Raw genomic sequence first — 20,065 nt, 5'->3', positions numbered from 1 at the left:
ACGCGGCGCCGGTCCCGGGCGGCAGCACACGTGCCCTGAACGGACGTGACACCCGAGGATCACCTGTCACGTCCGTGCGCGAGAGGCATGCCGCCCGGCGGCGGCCACCCGGCTCAGTCCTCCGCGATCGCCCTCCGGAAGCCTGTGTTCACGGCGAGCAGGCCGCCGTCCACCCGCAGCGTCGTCCCCGTGATCCAGGCCGCGTCACGGGAGGCGAGGAAGGCGACCGCGGCCGCGATGTCATCCGGTTCGCCGACCCGGCCCAGCGGGTAGACCGCGCTCACCCGGTCCAGCTCGAGGTCACGTCCCGCCCAGGCGTCCGTTCGGATCGTGCCGGGCGCCACCAGGTTGACCCGGACCCCGCGCGGACCGGCGTGGCCGGCGAGCGTACGGGTCAGACTGCCCAGTCCGGCCTTGGCGGCGCTGTAGGCGTGGTTGCCGAAGTCCTGCTCGCCGTTGACCGAGCCGATGTTGACGATCGCGCCCCTCCCCGACGCCACCAGATGCGGCAGAGCGGCGCGCGAGCAGCGGTACGGACCGGTGAGCGTGGCGTCCAGATCGCCCTGCCAGACGTCGTCGGGCTCGTCCTCGAAGAGCGGGGTGTCGGGGGTGCAGCGGTACGCGTTGTTGACCAGCACGTCGAGCGCGCCGAACGCCTCGACCGCACGGGCCACCGCAGCCTCGACCGCCGCCCGGTCGCCCACGTCGCAGGGCAGCGCCTCGGCGGTGGCCCCCGTCTTCCGTATCGCCGCCGCCGTGTGCTCGGCGCGGTCACCGTCCAGATCGGTCACCAGGACGCGCGCGCCCTCGCCGGCCAGCCGACGGGCCGTGGCTGCGCCGATGCCCTGTCCCGCGCCCGTGATGAGTACGCCGTATCCGTCGAACCTGGAATCACCGGTAGGAGTCATAGCGCCGACCGTACTGCTCTGACCAGGGCCTGGGCACGGGGATCGGCGGTGACTCCCTTCTGCAGACCGTTCGTCACATAGCCGAGCGCCATGCCCGATTCGGGATCGGCGAAGCCGAGCGAGCCGCCGCGGCCCGGGTGGCCGAAGGAGCCGGGGGCGAGGAGCGGGGCGGCCGGGCCGTGCAGCATGTATCCGAGGCCGAAGCGGGTGTTCACGACGAGCACCCGGTCCGGGCCCGCGGACTCCTCGGTGCGGGCCAGGGTGAGTGTGGCCGGGGCGAACAGCCGGTGGCCGTCGACCGGGCCGATCATCGCGGCGTAGCAGCGGGCCAGGGCGCGGGCGGTCGCGATGCCGTTGGAGGCGGGGAGTTCGGCCACCCGGTAGGCGGGGTCGTTCTCGTCGGGCAGCGGGTCGATCGCGCCGAACGCGCGACGGGTCAGCGACTCCGGATCGCGGTAGGCCTCCGTGACCGACCGCTTGGGGCGCAGCCGCAGGGCGCCGCCGTTGTCCTGGAGGGCGGGTGCCTCGACCGGTCCGATCCGGCCCACCCGGTGCGCCTCTTCCGCCGGCAGCCCGAACCAGAAGTCCAGGCCGAGTGGGCGGGCGATCTCCTCGGCGACCCAGCGGCCCACGGTGCGCCCGGTGACCCTGCGCACCAGCTCGCCGACGAGCCAGCTGTACGTCTGCGCGTGGTAGCCGTGCGCGGTGCCCGGTTCCCACTGCGGGCACTGCGCGGCGACGGCCCGCGGCCCGGAGATCCCGTCGGCGGCCTCCTGCGGCGTCAGCGGCCGGTCGAGGGCGGGGACCCCGGCCCGGTGGGCGAGGAGATGGCGTACGAGGACGCGTTCCTTGCCGGCCGTCTTGAACTCGGGCCAGTACGTGCCGACCGGTGCGTCCAGGTCCACCTGGCCGCGCTGGTGCAGCAGCAGCGGTACGGCGGCGGCTATGCCCTTGCCCGCCGAGCGGACGATCTGCACGGTGTCGACGGCCCATGGCTCCGCGCCGTCGACGTCCCTCGTTCCGGCCCAGAGATCGACGACCTTGCGCCCGTCCCGGTAGACGGCGACCGCGGCCCCCCGCTCGCCACGGTGCTCGAAGTTACGGATGAAGGCGTCCCTGACCGGTTCGAATCCGGCCGCCACCGTGCCCCGTACGTCCACGCCTGCTCCTGCACTCCCGCTCATCCCCCCATGGTGCATGGCGCCGCAGGTGAGCTGTACCGCGGGTGACGTTCAGCTCAGCACGATCGAGACGTCGATGTTTCCCCGGGTGGCGTTGGAGTACGGGCAGACCTGGTGCGCGCTGTCCACCAGCCGGGCGGCCAGCTCCTGGTCGACGAGGGGCAGCGACACATTGAGGGCGACGGCGAGTCCGTAACCGTGCGCCCGGTTGGGGCCGATACCGACCTTGGCGGCGACCGTCGAACCGCTGAGGTCGTATCCGGCCCGTCGGCCCACCAGCACCAGCGCGTTGTGGAAGCAGGCGCTGTAACCGGCGGCGAACAGCTGCTCGGGGTTGGTCCCGTTGCCGTCGCCACCGAGCGCGGGCGGCATCGCCAGCCGCACATCGACCTGGCCGTCCTGGCTGGTGACATAGCCGTCACGACCACCGTGGGCGGTTGCCTCCGCCACGTACATGATCTTCGTCGGCCTGGCGTCCTCGGTCATGCAGCACCCCCGCGATAAAGACGTGTGTGCAAGAACGTTGCCCACAACACATCCGAGCGGACCGCACGCTACCAGCGGGTAGCAAGGTCGGCCGGGGTGGGGTCAGCGGGTGCGGTCCGCCAGTGTGCCGACGCGCGCGGCGAGGGCGTGCAGCTCCGCCCGCAGCCGCGCCATCCCGCCCGCCCCGAGCCCCGCCCCCCGTCGGCAGCGGCGGTCGCGGCCCGCTGCGCCGCGTACACCGCGAAGCAGAGCTGTTCGTCGAGCAGCAGCGAGGCTGCGGGAAGGCTGGTGTCGCCGTCGGTCACGCCCCCATTGCCACAGAGCGCGGGTCGAACCCGAAGGGCAGCTCCAGACGGTGGGCGCGCATCAACTCCTCGTCGCAGAGCAGGTCATGCGTACGGTCGTCGGCGGCGATGACACCGTCGCTGAGGATGACGGCGCGCGGGCAGAGCTCCAGGGCGTACGGCAGGTCATGCGTGACCATCAGCACGGTGACGTCCAACGACCGCAAAATGTCGGCGAGCTCACGCCTCGAAGCGGGGTCCAGGTTGGACGACGGCTCGTCCAGGACGAGGATCTCCGGCCGCATCGCGAGCACGGTGGCCACGGCGACGCGGCGGCGCTGACCGAAGGAGAGGTGATGCGGGGGCCGGTCCGCGTACCCCTCCATGCCGACCTGCTTCAGAGCCTCGACGACCCGCTCCTCCAGCTCGGCGCCGCGCAGCCCGGAGGCGGCGGGTCCGAAGGCGACGTCCTCCCGGACAGTAGGCATGAAGAGCTGGTCGTCGGGGTCCTGGAAGACGATGCCGACGCGGCGGCGGATCTCGGCGAGGTTGCGCTTCTCCACCGGGAGACCGGCGACCCGGACGGTTCCGGCGCCCGCGTCGAGGATGCCGTTGAGGTGGAGGACGAGGGTGGTCTTGCCGGCGCCGTTCGGGCCGAGCAGGGCGACGCGCTCGCCGCGGGCGACGGTCAGGTCGACACCGAAGAGCGCCTGGTGACCGTCGGGGTAGGCGTAGGCGAGGCCGCTGACCTCGAGGGAGGCGGGGGGTGTCGGTGACATGCTCATAGGGTCCATCCCAGCAGACAGATGACAAGGGCGAGGACGGGGAGCACCGAGGCGTACGCCCACTGGGCACGGGACGCCGTCACTTCGTCGATGACCGGCATCGAGCCGGTGTAGCCGCGACTGACCATGGCGAGATGGACCCGTTCGCCGCGTTCGTAGGAGCGGATGAAGAGGGCGCCCGCCGATATCGCGAGAACCCCCCACTGCCGCATACCGCGCGCCTCGAAGCCCCGGGAGCGGCGGGCGATCGACATCCGCCGCATCTCGTCGGTGACCACATCCCCGTACCGGATCATGAACGAGGCGATCTGCACGAGGAGCGGCGGCAGCTTGAGCCGCTGGAGGCCGAGCAGCAGGGAGCGCAGCTCGGTGGTGGAGGCCAGCAGCACCGAGGCGGCGACGCCCAGGGTGCCCTTGGCCAGCACGTTCCAGGCGCCCCAGAGACCGGGGACGCTGACCGGGACACCGAGGAGTTCGGTCTGCTCGCCCGGCACCACGAACGGCATCAGCAGCGCGAACGCGACGAACGGCACCTCGATGAGCAGCCGCTTGAGGAGGAACCCGGCCGGGATCCGGGCGAGCACGGCGACCGCGGCGATCAGCGCCGCATACAGCGCGAACGCCCAGACCGCCTCGCGCGGCGTCGAGACGACGACCACCACGAAGCAGAAGACGGCGGCCAGCTTGCAGTGCGGTGGCAGATCATGGACCGGCGAGTGCCCGTGCCGGTAGAGCTTGTGGGCGTGCCCGGCGCCCATCAGACGGTTTCCTCGGTGCGCGCGCCGAGTGCGTCCGGCGTACGGCGGCGGCGCACGGCCCAGAAGACCCCGCTGCCGGCCACGACCGTGGCGCCGACCCCGATCACTCCGGCGAGGCCGCCGGAGATACGGGCGTCGGAGATGTCCCGGACGCCGTAGTCGGCGAGCGGGGAGTCCTTGGACGCATGCGGCTCGGCCTTCTCGTCGATGCCCTGGTCGGCGGCGACCTTCTCCAGGCCGTCCGGGCTGGCGGAGGCGTAGAACGAGACGAAGCCGGCAAGGACGAGGGCGGCGACCAGACCGGTGGCCCAGACCTTGCGCGTCGACCGGCCGGCGACGGGGGCGGTCTCGCGCGCCGGCGCGTCGACGAGTTCGCCGCCGACCCGGAGCTTGAGCGGTGCGGTCAGTCCCCGGGCGCCGTGCACCAGGTCGGGTCGGACGGCGATGACGGCGCCGACGGTCAGCGCGGTGATCAGGGCCTCACCGATCCCGATCAGGACGTGTACGCCGACCATGGCGGTGAAGACCTTGCCGATCGCGATGTCGGTGGTGCCGCCGATCCAGTAGATCAGCGTGAAGACGACCGCCGCGGCCGGTACGGACACCAGCGCGGCGACGAACGACGCGGCCGTCATGGAGCGGCGGGTCCGCGGCAGCACGCCGACCAGGCCGCGGAAGAGGGCGTACGCGACGACGGTGGTCGTGATGCCCATGTCGAGGACGTTGACGCCCAGCGCGGTGAGCCCGCCGTCCGCGAAGAGAATGCCCTGCATGAGCAGAACGACGGATATGCAGAGCACCCCGGTATAGGGACCGACCAGGATCGCGGCCAGCGCCCCGCCGAGGAGATGGCCGCTGGTACCTGCGGCGACCGGGAAGTTCAGCATCTGCACGGCAAAGATGAAGGCGGCGACAAGGCCCGCGAGCGGCGCGGTGCGCTCATCGAGCTCGCGACGGGCGCCCCGCAGACTGACCGCGACGGCACCCGCGGCGACGACACCGGCGGCGGCGGAGACGGGTGCGTTGATGAATCCGTCGGGTACATGCATGAAGGAGGCTCCGCTTCCTGCGTTGCTGCGCGGGGTCATGAACCTCTCGATGATAGAGCCTTGTTGCGAACCATTCGCAAGAGCGCATACCTCACAGCTGTGCGCCCCTGCCGCCCCCTCGCCGCGCCAACCGGTCAAAATATGGGACATTAGATGGCAAGAGTGAACAAATAGGAGGAGTCGGCCATGTCCCCCGTGATCGAAGAGCACACCGAAGCCCGGCTCATCACCGAGGCCACCGACACCTTCACAGTCCCCGTCGACCTGCGGTACGACGCCGGCTCCGACCCGCGAACCGTCCATGTCGCCTTCCCCGGCGGCACCGACTGGGCCTTCGGCCGCGATCTGCTGGAGGGCGGGATGCGCTCCCCGGCCAGGAGCGGCGCCATCCGGATCTGGCCGTTGGGCCGGGCGCAGCTGGTCGTGGAGAAGCACTCGGCGGACGGCGTCGAGGTGGTCCAGTTCGACAACGCGTCGATGATCCGCTTCCTGCACCGCATCAGCGAGGAGACCAGCCCCGAGGCCGCGCAGGCGGTGACGGCCCGGGCGTGACGGCATGGATGAGCCCCCGTGCCGCTCGCACGGGGGCTCATCGTCGCCCCGGTCCCCCGTCCCCACAGGTAACCGGCGCAGTCCGGGGCCGCGCTCCGGTCAGACGCGGGCCCCGGGGCTCTCAGGGGGATTGCCCCCGGTGATCAGACCCGGGTCAGCTCGCGCTCACCCTGGGCGTCACCGTGACCCACGCCGCCGGACGGCGTCTCGCCGAGCTGCTTGCGCAGCCCCTCACCCTCCACGTCGACGTTGGGCAGCAGCCGGTCCAGCCAGCGCGGCAGCCACCAGGCGCGCTTGCCGAGCAGGGCGAGGACCGCGGGCACGATCGCCATCCGGACCACGAAGGCGTCGAAGAAGACCGCGATGGCGAGTGAGAAGCCGATCATCTTGATCATCGACTCGCTGGAGCCGATGAACCCGGCGAAGACCGCCATCATGATCACCGCTGCGGCGGTGACCACGCGGGCGCCGTGCCGGAAACCGGTGACGATCGCCTGCGGGGGCTTCTCCCCGTGGACGTACGCCTCCCGCATCCGGGTGACGAGGAAGACCTCGTAGTCCATGGCGAGGCCGAAGACCACACCCACCATGAAGATCGGCATCATGGACATGATCGGGCCGGTCTGTTCGACGCCGAAGAGCGAGCCGAGCCAGCCCCACTGGAAGACCGCGACGACCGCGCCCAGGGCCGCGACGACCGAGAGCAGGAAGCCGAGGGCCGCCTTCAGCGGCACCAGCACCGACCGGAAGACCACCATCAGGAGCAGGAACGCCAGGCCGACGACGAGCGCCAGATACGGCAGCAGCGCGTCGTTCATCTTCTGCGAGAAGTCGATGTTCATCGCCGTGGAGCCGGTGACCAGGACCTCGGCGCCGGTGTCGGACTTGATGTCCGTGCCCGCGTCACGGATCGCGTGGACCACGTTCTCCGTTTCGGCCGAGCTCGGCCGGTCCTGGGGGACGACGGTGATCATCGCGGTGTCGCCGGCCTTGTTGAAGGTGGCCGGGGAGACGGCGACGACGTGCGGGATGCCGGAGATGTCGTCGGTGACCCGGTTGACCGCGGTCTTGCCGTCCGAGCTGTTCGCCGTGTCCACGACGACCATCAGCGGACCGTTGAAGCCGGGGCCGAAGCCGTCGGAGAGCAGGTCGTAGGCGCGGCGCTGGGTGGTGCTGGTGGGCTGGGAGCCGTCGTCGGGCAGGCCCATCTCCAGCGAGGCGGCCGGCACGGCGATGGTCCCGAGGCCGATGACTCCGACCAGCAGCACCCACACCGGCTTGCGCAGCACGAACCGCGCCCACCGGGTGCCCATGTTCGGCTTCGGCTCCGTCTTGATCTCCGTCTCGGCGGCCTTGCGTGCCTTGCGTCCCATCACCCGCTTGCCCGCGAAGCCCATCATCGCCGGAACGAGGGTCAGCGCGATCAGGACGGCGATGGCGACCGTGCCGGCCGCGGCGAAGCCCATCTTCGACAGCATCGGGATGTTGACGACGGCCAGGCCGACCAGGGCGATGACGACGGTGAGACCGGCGAAGACGACCGCGGAACCGGCCGTGCCGACCGCCCGCCCCGCCGCTTCGTCGCGCTCGCGGCCCTCGGCCAGCTCGGCGCGGTAGCGGGAGACGATGAAGAGCGCGTAGTCGATGCCGACCGCGAGGCCGATCATCATCGCGAGGGTGGAAGTGGTGGAACCCAGGTCGAGCACGTTCGCCAGCGCCGTGATCGTCGAGACGCCGATGCCGACGCCGATGAGCGCGGTCAGCAGCGGCAGCCCGGCCGCGATCAGCGACCCGAAGGTGATGACCAGCACGACCGCCGCGATCGCCACACCGATGATCTCGGTGGCGCCGGTCTCCGGCATCACCTGGAGCGCGTCACCGCCGATCTCCACGGTGAGCCCGCTCTGCTGCGCCGCCTTGCCTGCGTCCTGCAGGTCGTCCCGTGTCGCGTCGGTCAGCTCCATCGAGCTGACCTTGTAGGAGACGGAGACGTACGCGGTGGAACCGTCCTTGCTGACGGCCTTGCCCGTGTACGGGTCGGTCACCGAGGCGATCTGGTCCGAGCCGGACTTCAGCTCGTCCGCGACCTTGCGCACCTCGGCCTTGTTGGCCGGGTCCGTCATCTTCTCGCCGTCGGGTGCCTTGAAGACGACCCGCGCGGTCGCGCCGTCGGCGCTGGCGGCGGGGAAGCGCTGTTCCAGCAGGTCGAAGGCCTTCTGCGCCTCCGTACCCGGAATGGAGAAGGAGCTGGAGGTGGCAGTGGACGCGGAGGCCGCGCCGAATCCGGCGAGCGCCAGCAGCGCCACCCAGACGAGGGCGACATAGCGGCGGCGCCGGAAGGCGAACCGTCCGAGTTTGTAGAGGAATGTGGCCACGGGGGCGTACTCCCGGTCAGGTCGTGTGAGTGGAAAAGGGCGTGAGGAACCAGCCCGACGACGAGAGCGGCGTGTCAGGTGGGGCTTGGGGAGAGGGCCGTACGGAGGGGACGGGGTCAGACGCCGAGAGCGGGGAGGATCACGGAGTCGACATAGTCGATGAGAAACGCCCGGTCGACGGCGCGGTCCTCGACCAGCTGCCGAGCGGCGAAAGCACCGATCAGCATGTGCGGTACATACTTCAGCGCCGGGTTGTCCGGACGCAGCTCACCCCGGTCCACCGCTCGGCGGAGCAGCGTGTCGAGGCCGGTCATCTCCGGCTCGATGAGCAGCTCGCGCAGGGCCTGGTGGAGATCGGGATTCTCGTGAACGGCATGCATCAGGCCCCGCATCAGCGCGGAGTCCTTCTCCATCTGGCAGTCGTCGGCACGGCCGAGCGCGGCGTGGAAGTCACCGCGGAGCGAGCCGGTGTCGATCTCGGCAAGGCCGCCCGGCTTGTTGTGCCGCAGCGCCTTGACGGCCAGCTCCGCCTTGCTCCCCCACTGGCGGTAGAGGGTGGCCTTGCTGGAACGGGTGCGGGCGGCGACGGCATCCATGGTCAGGGCGTCGTAGCCGACCTCGCGCAACAGGTCGAGCACCGCGGCGTACATCTCGCTCTCGCGCTCGGGCGTGAGCCTGGTGCGTGCCATGGTGCGACCTCCTGTTCTCCCGGTCGTACGTCAGTCGCTCGTGCATCAACCAACCGAACGAAACTGTTTCGTACACATCGACGGTACCTCGTCGACTCAGCGAAACTAAATCGTTTCGCTTGTGTGCTGCACCACAACTTGCCGCGCCACGAGTTGCCGGGGCCCTCTCGCGCGGAAAGCATTGGGGGGTGAGTGACGACGTCGCGTATCTCCGTTTCCCGCACCTCCACGAGGACCTGCTCTGCTTCGCGGCCGAGGACGACCTCTGGGTCGCTCCCCTCGTCCCGGAGGGGAACCGGCCCGGACGGGCGTGGCGGGTGACCGTCGACCGGACCCGGGTCAGCCACCCGCGCTTCTCCCCCGACGGGACCCGTATCGCCTACACGACCTGGCGCAGCCTCGACCCCGAGATCCATCTCGCCCCGGTCGAGGGTGGGCCGGCCCGCCGGCTCACCTACTGGGGGGCCACCGACGCCCGGGTCCGCGGCTGGACGCCCGATCCGGGCGAGCAGTCCCACATCCTCGCCGTGTCCTCGCACGCCCAGCCGTTCTCGTACTTCTCCTGGGCCTACAGCGTCCCCACGGACGGCTCCCCCGGCGGGAAGCTCCCCTGGGGCCCGGTCGCCGACATCGCGGTCGCGGAGATCGACGGCGAGCGGCGCACGCTGCTGCTCACCGGCACGCCGCCGCACGAGCCAGCCGCCTGGAAGCGGTACCGGGGCGGGGCGATGGGTCGGCTGTGGCTGCACGGCGTGCGGCTGCTGCCCGATCTCGACGGCCATCTGGACGCACCGATGTTCGTCGGCGGGCGAATCGCGTTCCTCTCCGACCACGAGGGCGTCGGCAACCTCTACTCCTGTCTGCACGACGGCAGCGATCTCCGCCGCCACACCGACCACGACGCGTTCTACGCCCGGCACGCGTCCAGCGACGGGCGCCGGGTCGTCTACCAGTGCGCGGGCGAGGTGTGGCTGGTCGACGACCTGTCGCCGGACGCGGTGCCGCGGAAGCTGGAGGTCCGGCTCGGCGGGCCGCGGGCCGGGCGGCGTACGTACCAGGTGCCGGCCGCCAGCCATGTCGACTCGCTGTCCGTGGACGAGACGGGCCGGGCGAGCGCCGTCGCGGTACGCGGCAGTCTGTACTGGCTCACCCACCGCGACGGGCCGGCCCGCACGATCACCGACACACCGGGGGTCCGGGTCCGGTTGCCCGAGATGCTCGGCAGCATGGGCCAGGTCGCGTACGTCACGGACGCGGACGGTGTGGACGCGATCGAGATCGCCTACCTGCCTCGCGCCAGTGGACCCCGGGAGCCGCGCCGGCTGGCCTCCGGACAGATCGGCCGGGTCCAGGAGTTGACCTCCGACCCGGACGGCGAACGGCTCGCGATCGCGACGAACGACGGCCGCCTGCTGCTCCTGGAGACCACCGAGGAGTCCACCGGCGAACCGACCGAACTGATCCGCTCCGTCAACGGCCCCGTCCGCGATCTGGCCTTCTCGCCGGACGGCGCCTGGCTGACCTGGTCCCACCCCGGTATCGGCCGCTCGCTGCGGCAGATCAAACTGGCCCGGATCATGGGGCCCGGCGCGCCGGTGATCGTCGATGTCACCAACGGCCGCTTCGAGGACGAGAACCCGGTGTTCACGGGCGACGGCCGGTACCTCGCGTTCCTCTCCTGGCGCGGCTTCGACCCGGTGTACGACGTCCACACCGGCGACCTCTCCTTCCCGCTCGGCTGCCGCCCGTACCTGGTGCCGCTCTCCTCGGCCACCCCGTCCCCGTTCGCTCTCTCACCGGAAGGGCGTCCGGCGGCGGGCGGCCTCGACCCGGTCGACGCTCCGGAAGCGACTCCGGTCGAAGGGGCCACGGTCACGGTCGAGTTCGAGGGGCTGGAGAACCGGGTGACACCGTTCCCGGTCACCGCGTCGAAGTACTCGGCGCTCCATCCGGTCAGCGGCGGCGGGCTCGTCTGGCTGCGCTGGCCTATCTCCGGCGCGCTCGGCGAGACGTTCGTCAACCCGGCCGACACCTCGGGTCGCCCCACCCTCGAACACTTCAACATCACCAAGGCCAGGAAGACCGAACTCGTCGGCCATCTCGACTGGTTCGCCGTCAGCGGCGACGCGACACGGCTCGTCGTCATGGACGACGGCGAACTGCGGGCCGTACCGGCCACCGAGGCCGGAGACAGCGACTCCACGGTCTACCTCGACCTGCGACGGATCCTGCACGACGTCGACCCGCCGGCGGAATGGCGGCAGGCGTACGGGGAGGCGGGCCGCATCATCCGCGCCTACTTCTGGGAGCCGGACATGTGCGGCATCGACTGGGAGGGCGTGCTCGACCAGTACCGGCCGCTGGTCGAGCGGGTGGCGACGCCCGACGAGTTCGCCGACCTGCTGCGCGAGGTGCTCGGCGAACTGGGCACCTCGCACGCGTACGTGGCACCCGCCCGCCGCAACGAGGGCCCGCCGCACTACCAGCGGCCGATCGGACTGCTCGGCGCGAACCTGGTGTGCCGGGACGGAGCCTGGGTGGTCCGGCGGATCCTGCCCGGCGACTCCTCGGACTCCAAGGCCCGTTCACCGCTCGCCGGCACCGGCATCCGGGAGGGCGCGATCCTCACCCATGTCGACGGTCGCCCGGTGGACCCCGTCGCGGGCCCCTACCCCCTCCTCTCCGCGGCGGGCGGCACCACGGTCGAACTCACCTTTCAGCCCGGCGAGGGCCCGGCGCGCCGCGTCGCGATCGTGCCCCTGATCGACGAGCGGCCGCTGCGCTACCAGGACTGGGTGGCCAAACGCCGCGAAGTCGTACGCGAACTGAGCGGCGGCAAGTGCGGCTACCTGCACATCCCCGACATGGGCGGCTCGGGCTGGGCCCAGTTCAACCGGGACCTCCGTCTGGAGGTCTCCCGCCCCGCCCTGATCGTCGACGTACGCGGCAACGCGGGCGGTCACATCAGCGAGCTGGTGGTCGAGAAACTGACCCGCACGATCCTCGGCTGGGACCTGACCCGCAACGCCCAGCCGGTCTCGTACGCCTCCAACGCCCCCCGGGGCCCGGTGGTGGCCCTCGCCGACGAGGCGACATCCTCCGACGGCGACATGATCACCGCCGCGTTCCGGCTGCTGGAGCTGGGCCCGGTCGTGGGTCAGCGGACGTGGGGCGGCGTGGTCGGCATGACCGGCCGGCACCGGCTGATCGACGGCACGGTGATCACGGTGCCGATGAATGCGGCCTGGTTCGACGAGTACGGCTGGTCGGTGGAGAACCGGGGCGTGGAACCGGACCTGGAGGCCCTGCGCACCCCACTGGACTGGGCGGAGGGCCGCCACGCGGTGCTGGACGACGCGGTGCACGTGGCGCTGGACCTCCTCAAGACCCAGCCGGCCGCCACCCCGCCCACGTACGAAACCGTCCCGGACCGGGTACGCCCGCCCCTGCCACCGAGGTGACGCGGCGCGGGAACCCGACTCCACGATTTGCCCTCAACCGCCGGACGGGCTGATTGCCCGCGCCGTCTTTGAGGGCGGTCGGCGGGCGATGTGAGCCCACGACGACGGCAGTTCGCAAACTCCGTCCGATGACGGCAGCTCGTGACCGTCGTCCAGCGACGGCAATGCAATGTGTGAACCCACCCGGCGACCGCAGCTTGTGAACCCGTCCGGCGACGGCAATGTGAGCCCGTCCGGCGATTGAGGACAAAGGAGGGCCGGGGGCTCGCCACCGGGTGGGGAAGGAAACCCCGCGCACGCGAAAGGCGCGCCCGGTCTCCCGGGCGCGCCCCTCATCCGCGCGAAGCCTCAAACCACGCCTCCGCGCAGGTCACCAACGATCAAGTCAAGACTCGTCGTCGACCCGGTCGTGCGTGCCCCGCGCCGCGTTCCGCGACGTGTTCTGGGCCCTGTCACGCCCGCGCTCCGACGCCTCGGACGACGACCGCTGCCGCGCGTCGCCCTTCTTGTCGCCGACATTCTTCTTCGCCTGGTCGGCGAGCTCCTGCGCCTTGTCCTTGAACTGGTCTGAGATACCCATGCTGTTCACTCCTAGTGGGGTGCTTGGGGGTGGCCCCGTAGGGGCCTCGACCAGACTTACACGGCAGGACATCCCACGCATTTCGATCAGTCACGCTGAGTGCCCGCATCCCGCGCACCCCCCGCTCCTCCCACGCCCCGCGCACTCTCGTCCGCCACACCCCCGGCCCCCACGAGCCCCTTGCTCACGCCCTCAAGCCGCGGTCCGAACCGTTTCATCTCCCGCTGCCCGACAACTCCGATGACCGCCGGCAGGTAGCCCCGTACCGACTGCATGCCCCGCAGCCACCACTGCGCGTACACATGCGCGGAACGCCGCTCGATGCCGGCCACGATCCGGTCGATCGCCGGGCCCAGCGGATACGTACGGTTCGCCGGCCACGGCAGCCGCTGCCGCAACTCCCGCATGACGTCGTCCTCGTCGGCGCCCCGCACCATGTCGGTGTCCGTCCAGGACAGATAGCCGACGCCGACCTTCACCCCCCGGTGGCCGACCTCCGCCCGCAGGCTGTGGGCGAACGCCTCCACGCCCGACTTCGACGCGCAGTACGCGGTCATCATCGGCGCCGGAGTGATCGCGGCGAGCGACGCTATCTGCAGGAAGTATCCGCGGCTCTCCATCAGTACGGGCAGGAACGCCCGCCCCGTCACCGCGCCACCGATCAGATTGACCTCGATGACCCGCCGCCACGAATCCGGGTCGGAGTCGACGAACGGCCCGCCCGAGGCGACTCCCGCATTGGCGACGACGACATCGACCTTGCCGAACCGCTCCTTCACCTCCTGCGCGACCTGCGCCATCGCCACATGGTCGGTGACGTCCGCGTACCAGTGGTCGCTCTCCGAGTGCAGCCGCTCGGAGACCTTCTTCAGCTCGTCCGGCTCCAGGCCGACCAGCGCCAGCTTCGCACCGCGCGCCGAGAGCTTGCGGGCCAGCAGTTCGCCCACGCCGCGCGCCGCGCCGGTGACGACCACGACCTGCCCTTCGAGACTGCGCCTGCCGCTCATACGACCTCCTCCTCAACACTGCCACCGACCGTGCCGGTGACAGGGGTGACATACCCGGCGACCAGTTCCCGGATTTTCGCGGTGACCACCTCCGGCGCCTCCACCGGTGTCATGTGGCCCATGCCCGCCAGCTCGGTCAGCCCCAGGCAGTCGGGCAGCGCGGCCACGAGGGCACGGGCATGGACGGGCGGCGTCAGCCGGTCCTCCGTGCCGGCGATCACCGCCGTGGGCACCCGCAACTCCCGTACCCCCGCGTCGAGATCGAGTTCCGCGAGCACATGCCCCCAGGCGACCCGCGACGCCCGCGGACAGGCATGCACGATCCTGGCACAGGACTCGACCCGCTCCGGCGCCGAACCGGCGCCCATCGTCGCGTACTTGAGAATCCGCTTCGAGACGGTTGTGACCGGCCCGAGCGGGGCTCGCGCCCCGAGGATCGCGCGGGTCATCCGGGTCCGGGCGGCGCCGGCCCGCATCGGCACGACGAGCGACTCGGCGATCAGCCGCGAACTGCCGGTGCTGCACAGCAGCACGGCTGCCGCGTGCTCACGCAGCCCGGCCCGCCGCGAGGCGGCCATCAGCGTCATGCCGCCCATGGAGTGCCCGGCGAGCACCGCCTGCTCGCCGGGGGCGAGAGCGGCGGCCAGCACCGCTTCGAGGTCGTCGGCGAGCGCGTCGGTGCTGTATCCCTCGGGGCCGACCGCGGGCGTACGTCCGTGTCCGCGCTGGTCGTAGGCGACGACCCGGTGGTCCACCGCCAGGTCCCGGATCTGCGCGGCCCAGAAGTGGGTGTTGCAGGTCCAGCCGTGCGCCAGCACCACCGCGGGGGCGCCGTCCGGCCCGTGCACCTCGACGTGGATGCGGGAGCCGTCGGCGGAGACGGCGGTCAGTTCGCGCGCGGGCACCGGCGGCGCGTCCTCGCGTCGCAGCAGCCGGCTCATCGCGCGACCTCCTCGGCAACGGCCTTGCCGGCGACGGACTTCCGGGCGACGACGGTCTCGGCGGCATCAGCCTTCCGGGGCCGGATGACCTCGTACTCCCCGAGGTCCACCGTCCGTGTCGCCCGGCGGAACTCACCTGTCGTCCCCGGCCAGACCGTGGTGTTGCGCCCGTTGGCGTCCAGGTACCAGCTGGTGCAGCCACCGGTGTTCCAGACGGTCCGCTTCATCCGCTCCTGGACCCGCCGGTTCCACGCCCCGACCGCCGACCTCCGCGCACCGAGCGCGGCCCGTCCGCCGAGGACGTTCAGCTGGCGCAGATAGTCCGCCATGTAGTTCAGCTGGGACTCGATCATCAGGATCATGGAGGAGTTCCCCAGCCCCGTGTTGGGGCCGATGACCGTCATCCAGTTGGGGAAGCCCGCAGCGGTGGCGCCCCGCAGCGACTGCATGCCGTCCTTCCAGGACTCGGCGAGCGTGATGCCCTCCGCGCCGACGACCCGGTCGGCGATCGGCATGTCCGTCACATGGAAGCCGGTGCCGAAGATGATCACGTCGACCTCGGTCTCCGTACCGTCGGCGGCGACGACGGTGGAGCCGCGCACCTCCGTCAGCCCGGAGGCGACCACATCCACATTGGGCTGGGCGAGAGCCGGGTAGTAGGCGCTGGAGAGCAGGATCCGCTTGCAGCCGATGCGGTACGAGGGGGTCAGCTTGGCCCGCAGCGCCGGATCCTTGATGGCCCGGGCGATGTTGGACTTGGCTATCCTCTCGACGAGACCGAGCTCGTTCGGGTGCTTGGTGAAGGCGCTGACCTGCAACTCCCTTATGCCCCAGAGCAGTCCGCGGCGCGCGGCGCCGGTGAACGGCAGCGTGCGGTGCAGCCACCGCTCGGCACCGCTGATGCTGCGGTCCATGCGTGGCATGACCCACGGCGGGGTGCGCTGGAACAGGGTCAGCTTCCCGGCCTTCGGCTGGATCGACGGCACGATCTGGATGGCGGAGGCGCCGGTGCCGATCATGGCGACACGCTTACCGGTCAGGTCGTAGTCGTGGTCCCAGCGGGCCGAGTGGAAGACCTTGCCGGGGAAGTCGGCGAGACCGCGGATGTCCGGCATCTTCGGGTCGGAGAGCGGGCCGGTCGCGGAGACGACGACATCGGCGACGATCGTGGTCCCGTTCGCTGACTCGATCGTCCAGTTCAGCTCGTCGTCGTCCCACCGCATCATCGTCACTTCGTGACCCAGCCTGATGTGCGGACGTAGCCCGAAGGTGTCGGCGACGCGCTCCAGGTAGGCGCGGATGTGCTCCTGCCCGGAAAAGGTGCGCGGCCACTCCGGGTTGGGGGCGAACGAGAACGAGTAGAGGTGGGACGGTACGTCGCAGGCACAGCCCGGATAGCTGTTGTCGCGCCAGGTGCCGCCGACGGAGTCGGCGCGTTCCAGGACGACGAAGTCGGTGATGCCTTCGCGGCGCAGCCGGACCGCGGCCCCCAGGCCCCCGAATCCGGATCCGATCACCGCCACTCGTACATGCTCGTGCTGGGCCATGCTGCCGCCTCCCGCGGTACGTCACACGACTCTGCCAGCAATCACTGGCATTGTGGGGAGAGTAGAGCAGCTCCGTACCGATGGGTAGGGGTCGGGCAAGGGAAAGTTACCGACGGTACAACATAGGGTGCCGTTGTGGCTGAAGGACGCGAGCACCGCGAATACCGCATGGAGGAGCTGGCCAGGGAGGCCGGCATCCCCGTACGGACCGTGCGCTTCTACCGGGAGCGCGGACTGATCGCGCCACCGCGCCGGGAGGGACGCATCGCCTGGTACGACGACCATCACCTTGCGCGACTGCGGACGATCGCCGGCCTGCTGGAGCGCGGCCACACCCTCACCGGAATCGCCGATCTGGCCCGGACGTTCGAGAGCGGCCGCGATGTCGCCGAGGTGCTGGGGCTGGGCGAACCGACCGAGGAGACCCCGGTCCGCCTCACGCCCGAACAGCTCGCGGACTACTTCGAGGGCGAGGTCACCCCGGAGAACCTCGCCGCCGCCCTGGATCTCGGCTATCTCGCCACCGACGGCGACGAGATCGTGCACATCAGCCGCCGCCTCCTGGAGGTGTCGGCGGAACTGGTACGGAAAGGGGTGCCGCTCTCCACGGTGCTCTCGGCGGGCCGCCGGGTCCGCGAACACGCGGACGCGCTCGCCGAACTCTTCGTCGGGGTGATGCGGGCCCACTCCACCGAGGCCGAACCGGCCCAACTCCGCCCGCTCGCCCGCGCGGTGGTGGACGCGGAACTCTCGATGGCCTTCGACCGCAGGCTGCGCCGCGACGACGGCACCCGGCCGAAGCCCTCGGAGCCGAAGACGTAGCCCTCGAAGCCGTCGCCCGAAATTGCGTTGCCCGCACCCGTCCCGCGCGTCAGGCTTCCGCCCATGCCTGACAACGATCCGAGCAGTTCACACGGGGTCGCCGCCCTGTTCTCCCGCGGTCGGCTGACCGCGATCCCCCGCAAGCCGGCCCGCCGCGAACAGCTGCTCGTGCACCTCACCCGGACGCTGTTCGAGCCGGACCGCACGTACAGCGAGCGCGAGGTCAACGAGGCACTGCTGACGGTGCACGACGACTACTCGGCGCTGCGCCGCTATCTGGTGGTGGCGGGCCTGCTGACCCGCCCCAAGGACGGCAGCAGCTACCGCCGCACCCTCACAGGTTGAAGACGGCCGTCACCGGCGCGTGGTCGCTCCACCGCTCGCCATGCGTGGCGGCCCGCTCGACCCATGCCTTCACCGCACGCCCGGCGAGACCGAGCGTGGCCACCTGGTAGTCGATGCGCCAGCCCGTGTCGTTGTCGAAGGCCCGCCCCCGGTAGGACCACCAGGAGTACGGCCCTTCCTCGTCCGGGTGGAGCGCCCTCACCACATCGACGTATGCGGCCTCGTCGAAGACCCTGGTCAGCCACTCCCGCTCCTCCGGCAGGAAGCCGGAGTTCTTCTTGTTGCCCTTCCAGTTCTTCAGGTCGACCTCCTGGTGGGCGATGTTCCAGTCGCCGCACACCAGCACCTCGCGGCCGTCGGCCGCGGCCCGCACCCTGAGTCCCTTGAGGTACGACAGGAACGCGTCCATGAAGCGCTCCTTCTCGTCCTGCCGCTCCGTGCCGACCTCACCGGAGGGCAGATACAGGCTCGCCACCGTCACACCGGGCAGGTCGACCTCGACGTACCGGCCGCTGTCGTCGAACTCCTCGCTCCCGGCGTCCCCGAACCCGCCGAACCCGATCTGCACCCGCTCCGGCGCCCGGCGTGTGTAGAGCGAGACCCCGGCCCGCCCCTTGGCGGCGGCGGGTGCGTGCACGGTGTGCCAGCCGTCGGGCTCACGCACCTCCGCGGCGAGCTGCTGCGGCTCGGCCCGCACCTCCTGCAGGCAGATCACATCGGCATCGGTCTGCGCCAGCCACTCGATGAAGCCCTTCTTCGCGGCGGCGCGGAGTCCGTTCACATTTACGCTGGTCACGGTGAGCATCCCGGCACAATACCGATTACCAGGTGCCGCATACATGTACCATGTTCTGCATGTATATCCAGTCGCGGTCCTTCGACCACCCCGACGCCGTCAAACTCAACGACGAGGTGCAGCTCGAGTACGCCGAGCGCTACGGGGACGAGGGCGATGTCACACCGCTCGACCCGTCGATGTTCCGGCCGCCGAACGGTCTGTATCTGCTCGCCTACGACGAGTCGGGCGCACCGGTCGCCACCGGCGGCTGGCGCGCGCAGGACCGGAACGACGAGGGCTACTCCGACGGCGACGCCGAGCTCAAGCGGATGTTCGTGACCCGGGAGGGCCGCGGACGGGGTCTGGCCCGCCGTATCCTCGCCGCCCTCGAAGCGGACGCACGGGCGGCGGGCCGCACCCGGATGGTGCTGGAGACCGGCAACCAGCAGCCGGAGGCCATCGCGCTGTACACCTCCAGCGGTTACACCCCCTGCGAGAAGTTCGGCTACTACCGCACGTACGAGAGCAGCCTCTGCTTCGCCAAACCGCTCCAGGAGTCGTGATCCAGGCTTCTGCCCTGGTCTAGAGCCTTCCGAGGAACCCGAGCAGCGCGGCGTTGAACCGCTCCGGCTGCTCCAGGTTCGGCAGGTGCCCGGCGCGGTCGACAACTACGAGCACGGATTGCGGAATCAGCCGGTGCATGGCCTCGGCGTCCGCGACCGGCGTGTACGTGTCGTCCACACCCACCACGATCAGCACCGGCACCTCGGCCCCGGCGAGCGACTCCCGGTAGTCGGGCCGCTCGGCCCGGCCCCGCAGAGCCGCCGCAGCCCCTTCGGGAGCGGTCGTGCGCATCATGGCGAGGACGTGCGCGGCGACGTCCGGCAGCCCGGTGACGTTGTACGGGGCGATCATCTTGTCGATCACCTCGTCCGCGTACCCGTCCAGACCCTCGGCGAGCAGCCGGTCGGCCATCCGGTTGCGGAAGGCCTTGCCGTCCTCGGTCTCGGCGACCGGGGAGGTGTCGGCGAGGACCAGCGCGGAGACCCGGGCGCGGTGCAGGCGATGGAACTCCATGGCGATCTGTCCGCCCATGGACAGGCCGGCGACCGCGGCCCGTTCGACACCGAGGTGGTCGAGGAGCGCGGCGATGTCGTCGGCGAAGTCCGCGAGCAGGGCCCGGCCCGGCACGACGGTGCTCTCCCCGTATCCGCGCAGATCCGGCACGATCACCCGGTGACCGGCCCGCTCCACCGCTTCGGCCTGCGGGTTCCACATCGTCCGGTTGAACGGATGACCGTGGACGAGAACGACGGCCGGACCGCCGGACGGCCCCCGGTCGTCGTACGTGATGGTGGTGCCGCTCTTCGTGCTGAACTCCATTCCGATCCCCCTGGGTTCGCCGTTCCTTACGCCCCTGCGATCATCCCGGACGCTACCCGGCTCCGGCCGTCGCGTGGCCGGCGTCCGCCTCAACGGCGTCCAGGCGGCCACCCCGTTCGACGAGCATGGCGAAC

Annotated in this window: 19 protein-coding genes and 1 pseudogene; 5 read left to right on the top strand and 15 right to left on the bottom strand. The window is 70.8% G+C overall.

Annotation, left to right across the window (positions count from 1 at the left end; all coding sequences use genetic code 11):
* Positions 1 to 113: 113 nt before the first annotated feature.
* The 7 genes and pseudogenes from OHA03_RS17230 to OHA03_RS17200 form a co-directional block, all read right to left on the bottom strand.
* Entirely contained in the window at positions 114 to 908 is a 795-nt protein-coding gene (locus tag OHA03_RS17230) for an SDR family NAD(P)-dependent oxidoreductase (RefSeq protein ID WP_267004725.1), read from the bottom strand.
* Positions 905 to 2,068 (bottom strand): serine hydrolase domain-containing protein, encoded by a 1,164-nt coding sequence (locus OHA03_RS17225; protein ID WP_267008074.1) that lies wholly within the window; start codon positions 2,066 to 2,068, stop codon positions 905 to 907. Before OHA03_RS17225 ends, OHA03_RS17230 begins: the two co-directional genes overlap by 4 nt.
* A gap of 72 nt (positions 2,069 to 2,140) precedes the next feature.
* Positions 2,141 to 2,575: an organic hydroperoxide resistance protein gene (locus OHA03_RS17220; protein WP_267004724.1), complete on the bottom strand. Its 435-nt coding sequence runs from the start codon at positions 2,573 to 2,575 to the stop codon at positions 2,141 to 2,143.
* Between the two features lie 206 nt (positions 2,576 to 2,781).
* Positions 2,782 to 2,880, bottom strand: a pseudogene (locus tag OHA03_RS17215) (MarR family transcriptional regulator); the annotation flags it as partial.
* Positions 2,877 to 3,644: an energy-coupling factor ABC transporter ATP-binding protein gene (locus OHA03_RS17210; RefSeq protein WP_267004723.1), complete on the bottom strand. Its 768-nt coding sequence runs from the start codon at positions 3,642 to 3,644 to the stop codon at positions 2,877 to 2,879. The pseudogene OHA03_RS17215 and the gene OHA03_RS17210, both read right to left, overlap by 4 nt.
* A complete protein-coding gene (gene cbiQ, locus OHA03_RS17205) occupies positions 3,641 to 4,402 on the bottom strand; it encodes a cobalt ECF transporter T component CbiQ (protein WP_267004722.1) in 762 nt (253 codons plus the stop codon). The genes OHA03_RS17210 and cbiQ overlap by 4 nt, the downstream gene beginning before the upstream one ends.
* Complete coding sequence (locus OHA03_RS17200) at positions 4,402 to 5,451, bottom strand: energy-coupling factor ABC transporter permease (RefSeq protein WP_267004721.1); 1,050 nt, start codon at positions 5,449 to 5,451, stop codon at positions 4,402 to 4,404. The genes cbiQ and OHA03_RS17200 overlap by 1 nt, the downstream gene beginning before the upstream one ends.
* A gap of 186 nt (positions 5,452 to 5,637) precedes the next feature.
* Here OHA03_RS17200 and OHA03_RS17195 point away from each other — a divergent pair, with 186 nt between their 5' ends.
* Entirely contained in the window at positions 5,638 to 6,003 is a 366-nt protein-coding gene (locus OHA03_RS17195; RefSeq protein ID WP_323181219.1) for an SsgA family sporulation/cell division regulator, read from the top strand.
* A 143-nt stretch (positions 6,004 to 6,146) separates the two neighbouring features.
* On the opposite strand, the gene OHA03_RS17190 is transcribed toward OHA03_RS17195, so the two are convergent.
* Both OHA03_RS17190 and OHA03_RS17185 read right to left on the bottom strand, forming a co-directional pair.
* A complete protein-coding gene (locus OHA03_RS17190; RefSeq protein ID WP_267004720.1) occupies positions 6,147 to 8,378 on the bottom strand; it encodes an MMPL family transporter in 2,232 nt (743 codons plus the stop codon).
* Between the two features lie 116 nt (positions 8,379 to 8,494).
* On the bottom strand, positions 8,495 to 9,067 hold the full coding sequence (locus OHA03_RS17185) for a TetR/AcrR family transcriptional regulator (RefSeq protein ID WP_030926709.1): 573 nt from the start codon (positions 9,065 to 9,067) through the stop codon (positions 8,495 to 8,497).
* A gap of 188 nt (positions 9,068 to 9,255) precedes the next feature.
* Between OHA03_RS17185 and OHA03_RS17180 the strand changes: the two genes are divergently transcribed.
* Complete coding sequence (locus tag OHA03_RS17180) at positions 9,256 to 12,528, top strand: S41 family peptidase (protein ID WP_267004719.1); 3,273 nt, start codon at positions 9,256 to 9,258, stop codon at positions 12,526 to 12,528.
* Positions 12,529 to 12,913: 385 nt separating this feature from the next.
* Here the strand turns inward: OHA03_RS17180 and OHA03_RS17175 are convergent, their stop codons facing one another.
* The 4 genes from OHA03_RS17175 to OHA03_RS17160 all read right to left on the bottom strand — a co-directional run bounded on the left by OHA03_RS17175 (position 12,914) and on the right by OHA03_RS17160 (position 16,603).
* Positions 12,914 to 13,108: a hypothetical protein gene (locus OHA03_RS17175; protein ID WP_267004718.1), complete on the bottom strand. Its 195-nt coding sequence runs from the start codon at positions 13,106 to 13,108 to the stop codon at positions 12,914 to 12,916.
* Positions 13,109 to 13,194: 86 nt separating this feature from the next.
* A complete protein-coding gene (locus tag OHA03_RS17170) occupies positions 13,195 to 14,115 on the bottom strand; it encodes an SDR family oxidoreductase (protein WP_267004717.1) in 921 nt (306 codons plus the stop codon).
* Positions 14,112 to 15,056 carry an alpha/beta fold hydrolase gene (locus tag OHA03_RS17165; protein ID WP_267004716.1) on the bottom strand — a complete coding sequence of 315 codons (945 nt, stop codon included), beginning with the start codon at positions 15,054 to 15,056 and terminating at the stop codon, positions 14,112 to 14,114. Before OHA03_RS17165 ends, OHA03_RS17170 begins: the two co-directional genes overlap by 4 nt.
* Positions 15,053 to 16,603 (bottom strand): NAD(P)/FAD-dependent oxidoreductase, encoded by a 1,551-nt coding sequence (locus OHA03_RS17160; protein ID WP_267004715.1) that lies wholly within the window; start codon positions 16,601 to 16,603, stop codon positions 15,053 to 15,055. Before OHA03_RS17160 ends, OHA03_RS17165 begins: the two co-directional genes overlap by 4 nt.
* A 168-nt stretch (positions 16,604 to 16,771) precedes the next feature.
* Between OHA03_RS17160 and OHA03_RS17155 the strand changes: the two genes are divergently transcribed.
* On the top strand, positions 16,772 to 17,425 hold the full coding sequence (locus OHA03_RS17155; RefSeq protein ID WP_267008073.1) for a MerR family transcriptional regulator: 654 nt from the start codon (positions 16,772 to 16,774) through the stop codon (positions 17,423 to 17,425).
* Positions 17,426 to 17,488: 63 nt separating this feature from the next.
* Positions 17,489 to 17,770, top strand: coding sequence for a DUF2087 domain-containing protein (locus tag OHA03_RS17150; RefSeq protein WP_267004714.1), 282 nt, complete (start codon positions 17,489 to 17,491; stop codon positions 17,768 to 17,770).
* Here the strand turns inward: OHA03_RS17150 and OHA03_RS17145 are convergent.
* Entirely contained in the window at positions 17,760 to 18,575 is an 816-nt protein-coding gene (locus tag OHA03_RS17145; RefSeq protein ID WP_267004713.1) for an exodeoxyribonuclease III, read from the bottom strand. The two genes, OHA03_RS17150 and OHA03_RS17145, sit on opposite strands and share 11 nt — an antisense overlap.
* A 50-nt stretch (positions 18,576 to 18,625) precedes the next feature.
* Here OHA03_RS17145 and OHA03_RS17140 point away from each other — a divergent pair, with 50 nt between their 5' ends.
* Complete coding sequence (locus OHA03_RS17140; RefSeq protein ID WP_267004712.1) at positions 18,626 to 19,111, top strand: GNAT family N-acetyltransferase; 486 nt, start codon at positions 18,626 to 18,628, stop codon at positions 19,109 to 19,111.
* A gap of 19 nt (positions 19,112 to 19,130) precedes the next feature.
* On the opposite strand, the gene OHA03_RS17135 is transcribed toward OHA03_RS17140, so the two are convergent.
* Positions 19,131 to 19,931 carry an alpha/beta fold hydrolase gene (locus OHA03_RS17135; protein ID WP_267004711.1) on the bottom strand — a complete coding sequence of 267 codons (801 nt, stop codon included), beginning with the start codon at positions 19,929 to 19,931 and terminating at the stop codon, positions 19,131 to 19,133.
* Positions 19,932 to 20,065 lie beyond the last annotated feature (134 nt).

It is taken from the genome of Streptomyces sp. NBC_00154 (genome assembly GCF_026342835.1).
GTDB lineage: Bacteria > Actinomycetota > Actinomycetes > Streptomycetales > Streptomycetaceae > Streptomyces.
This window is presented reverse-complemented; position numbering and strand designations above follow the sequence as displayed.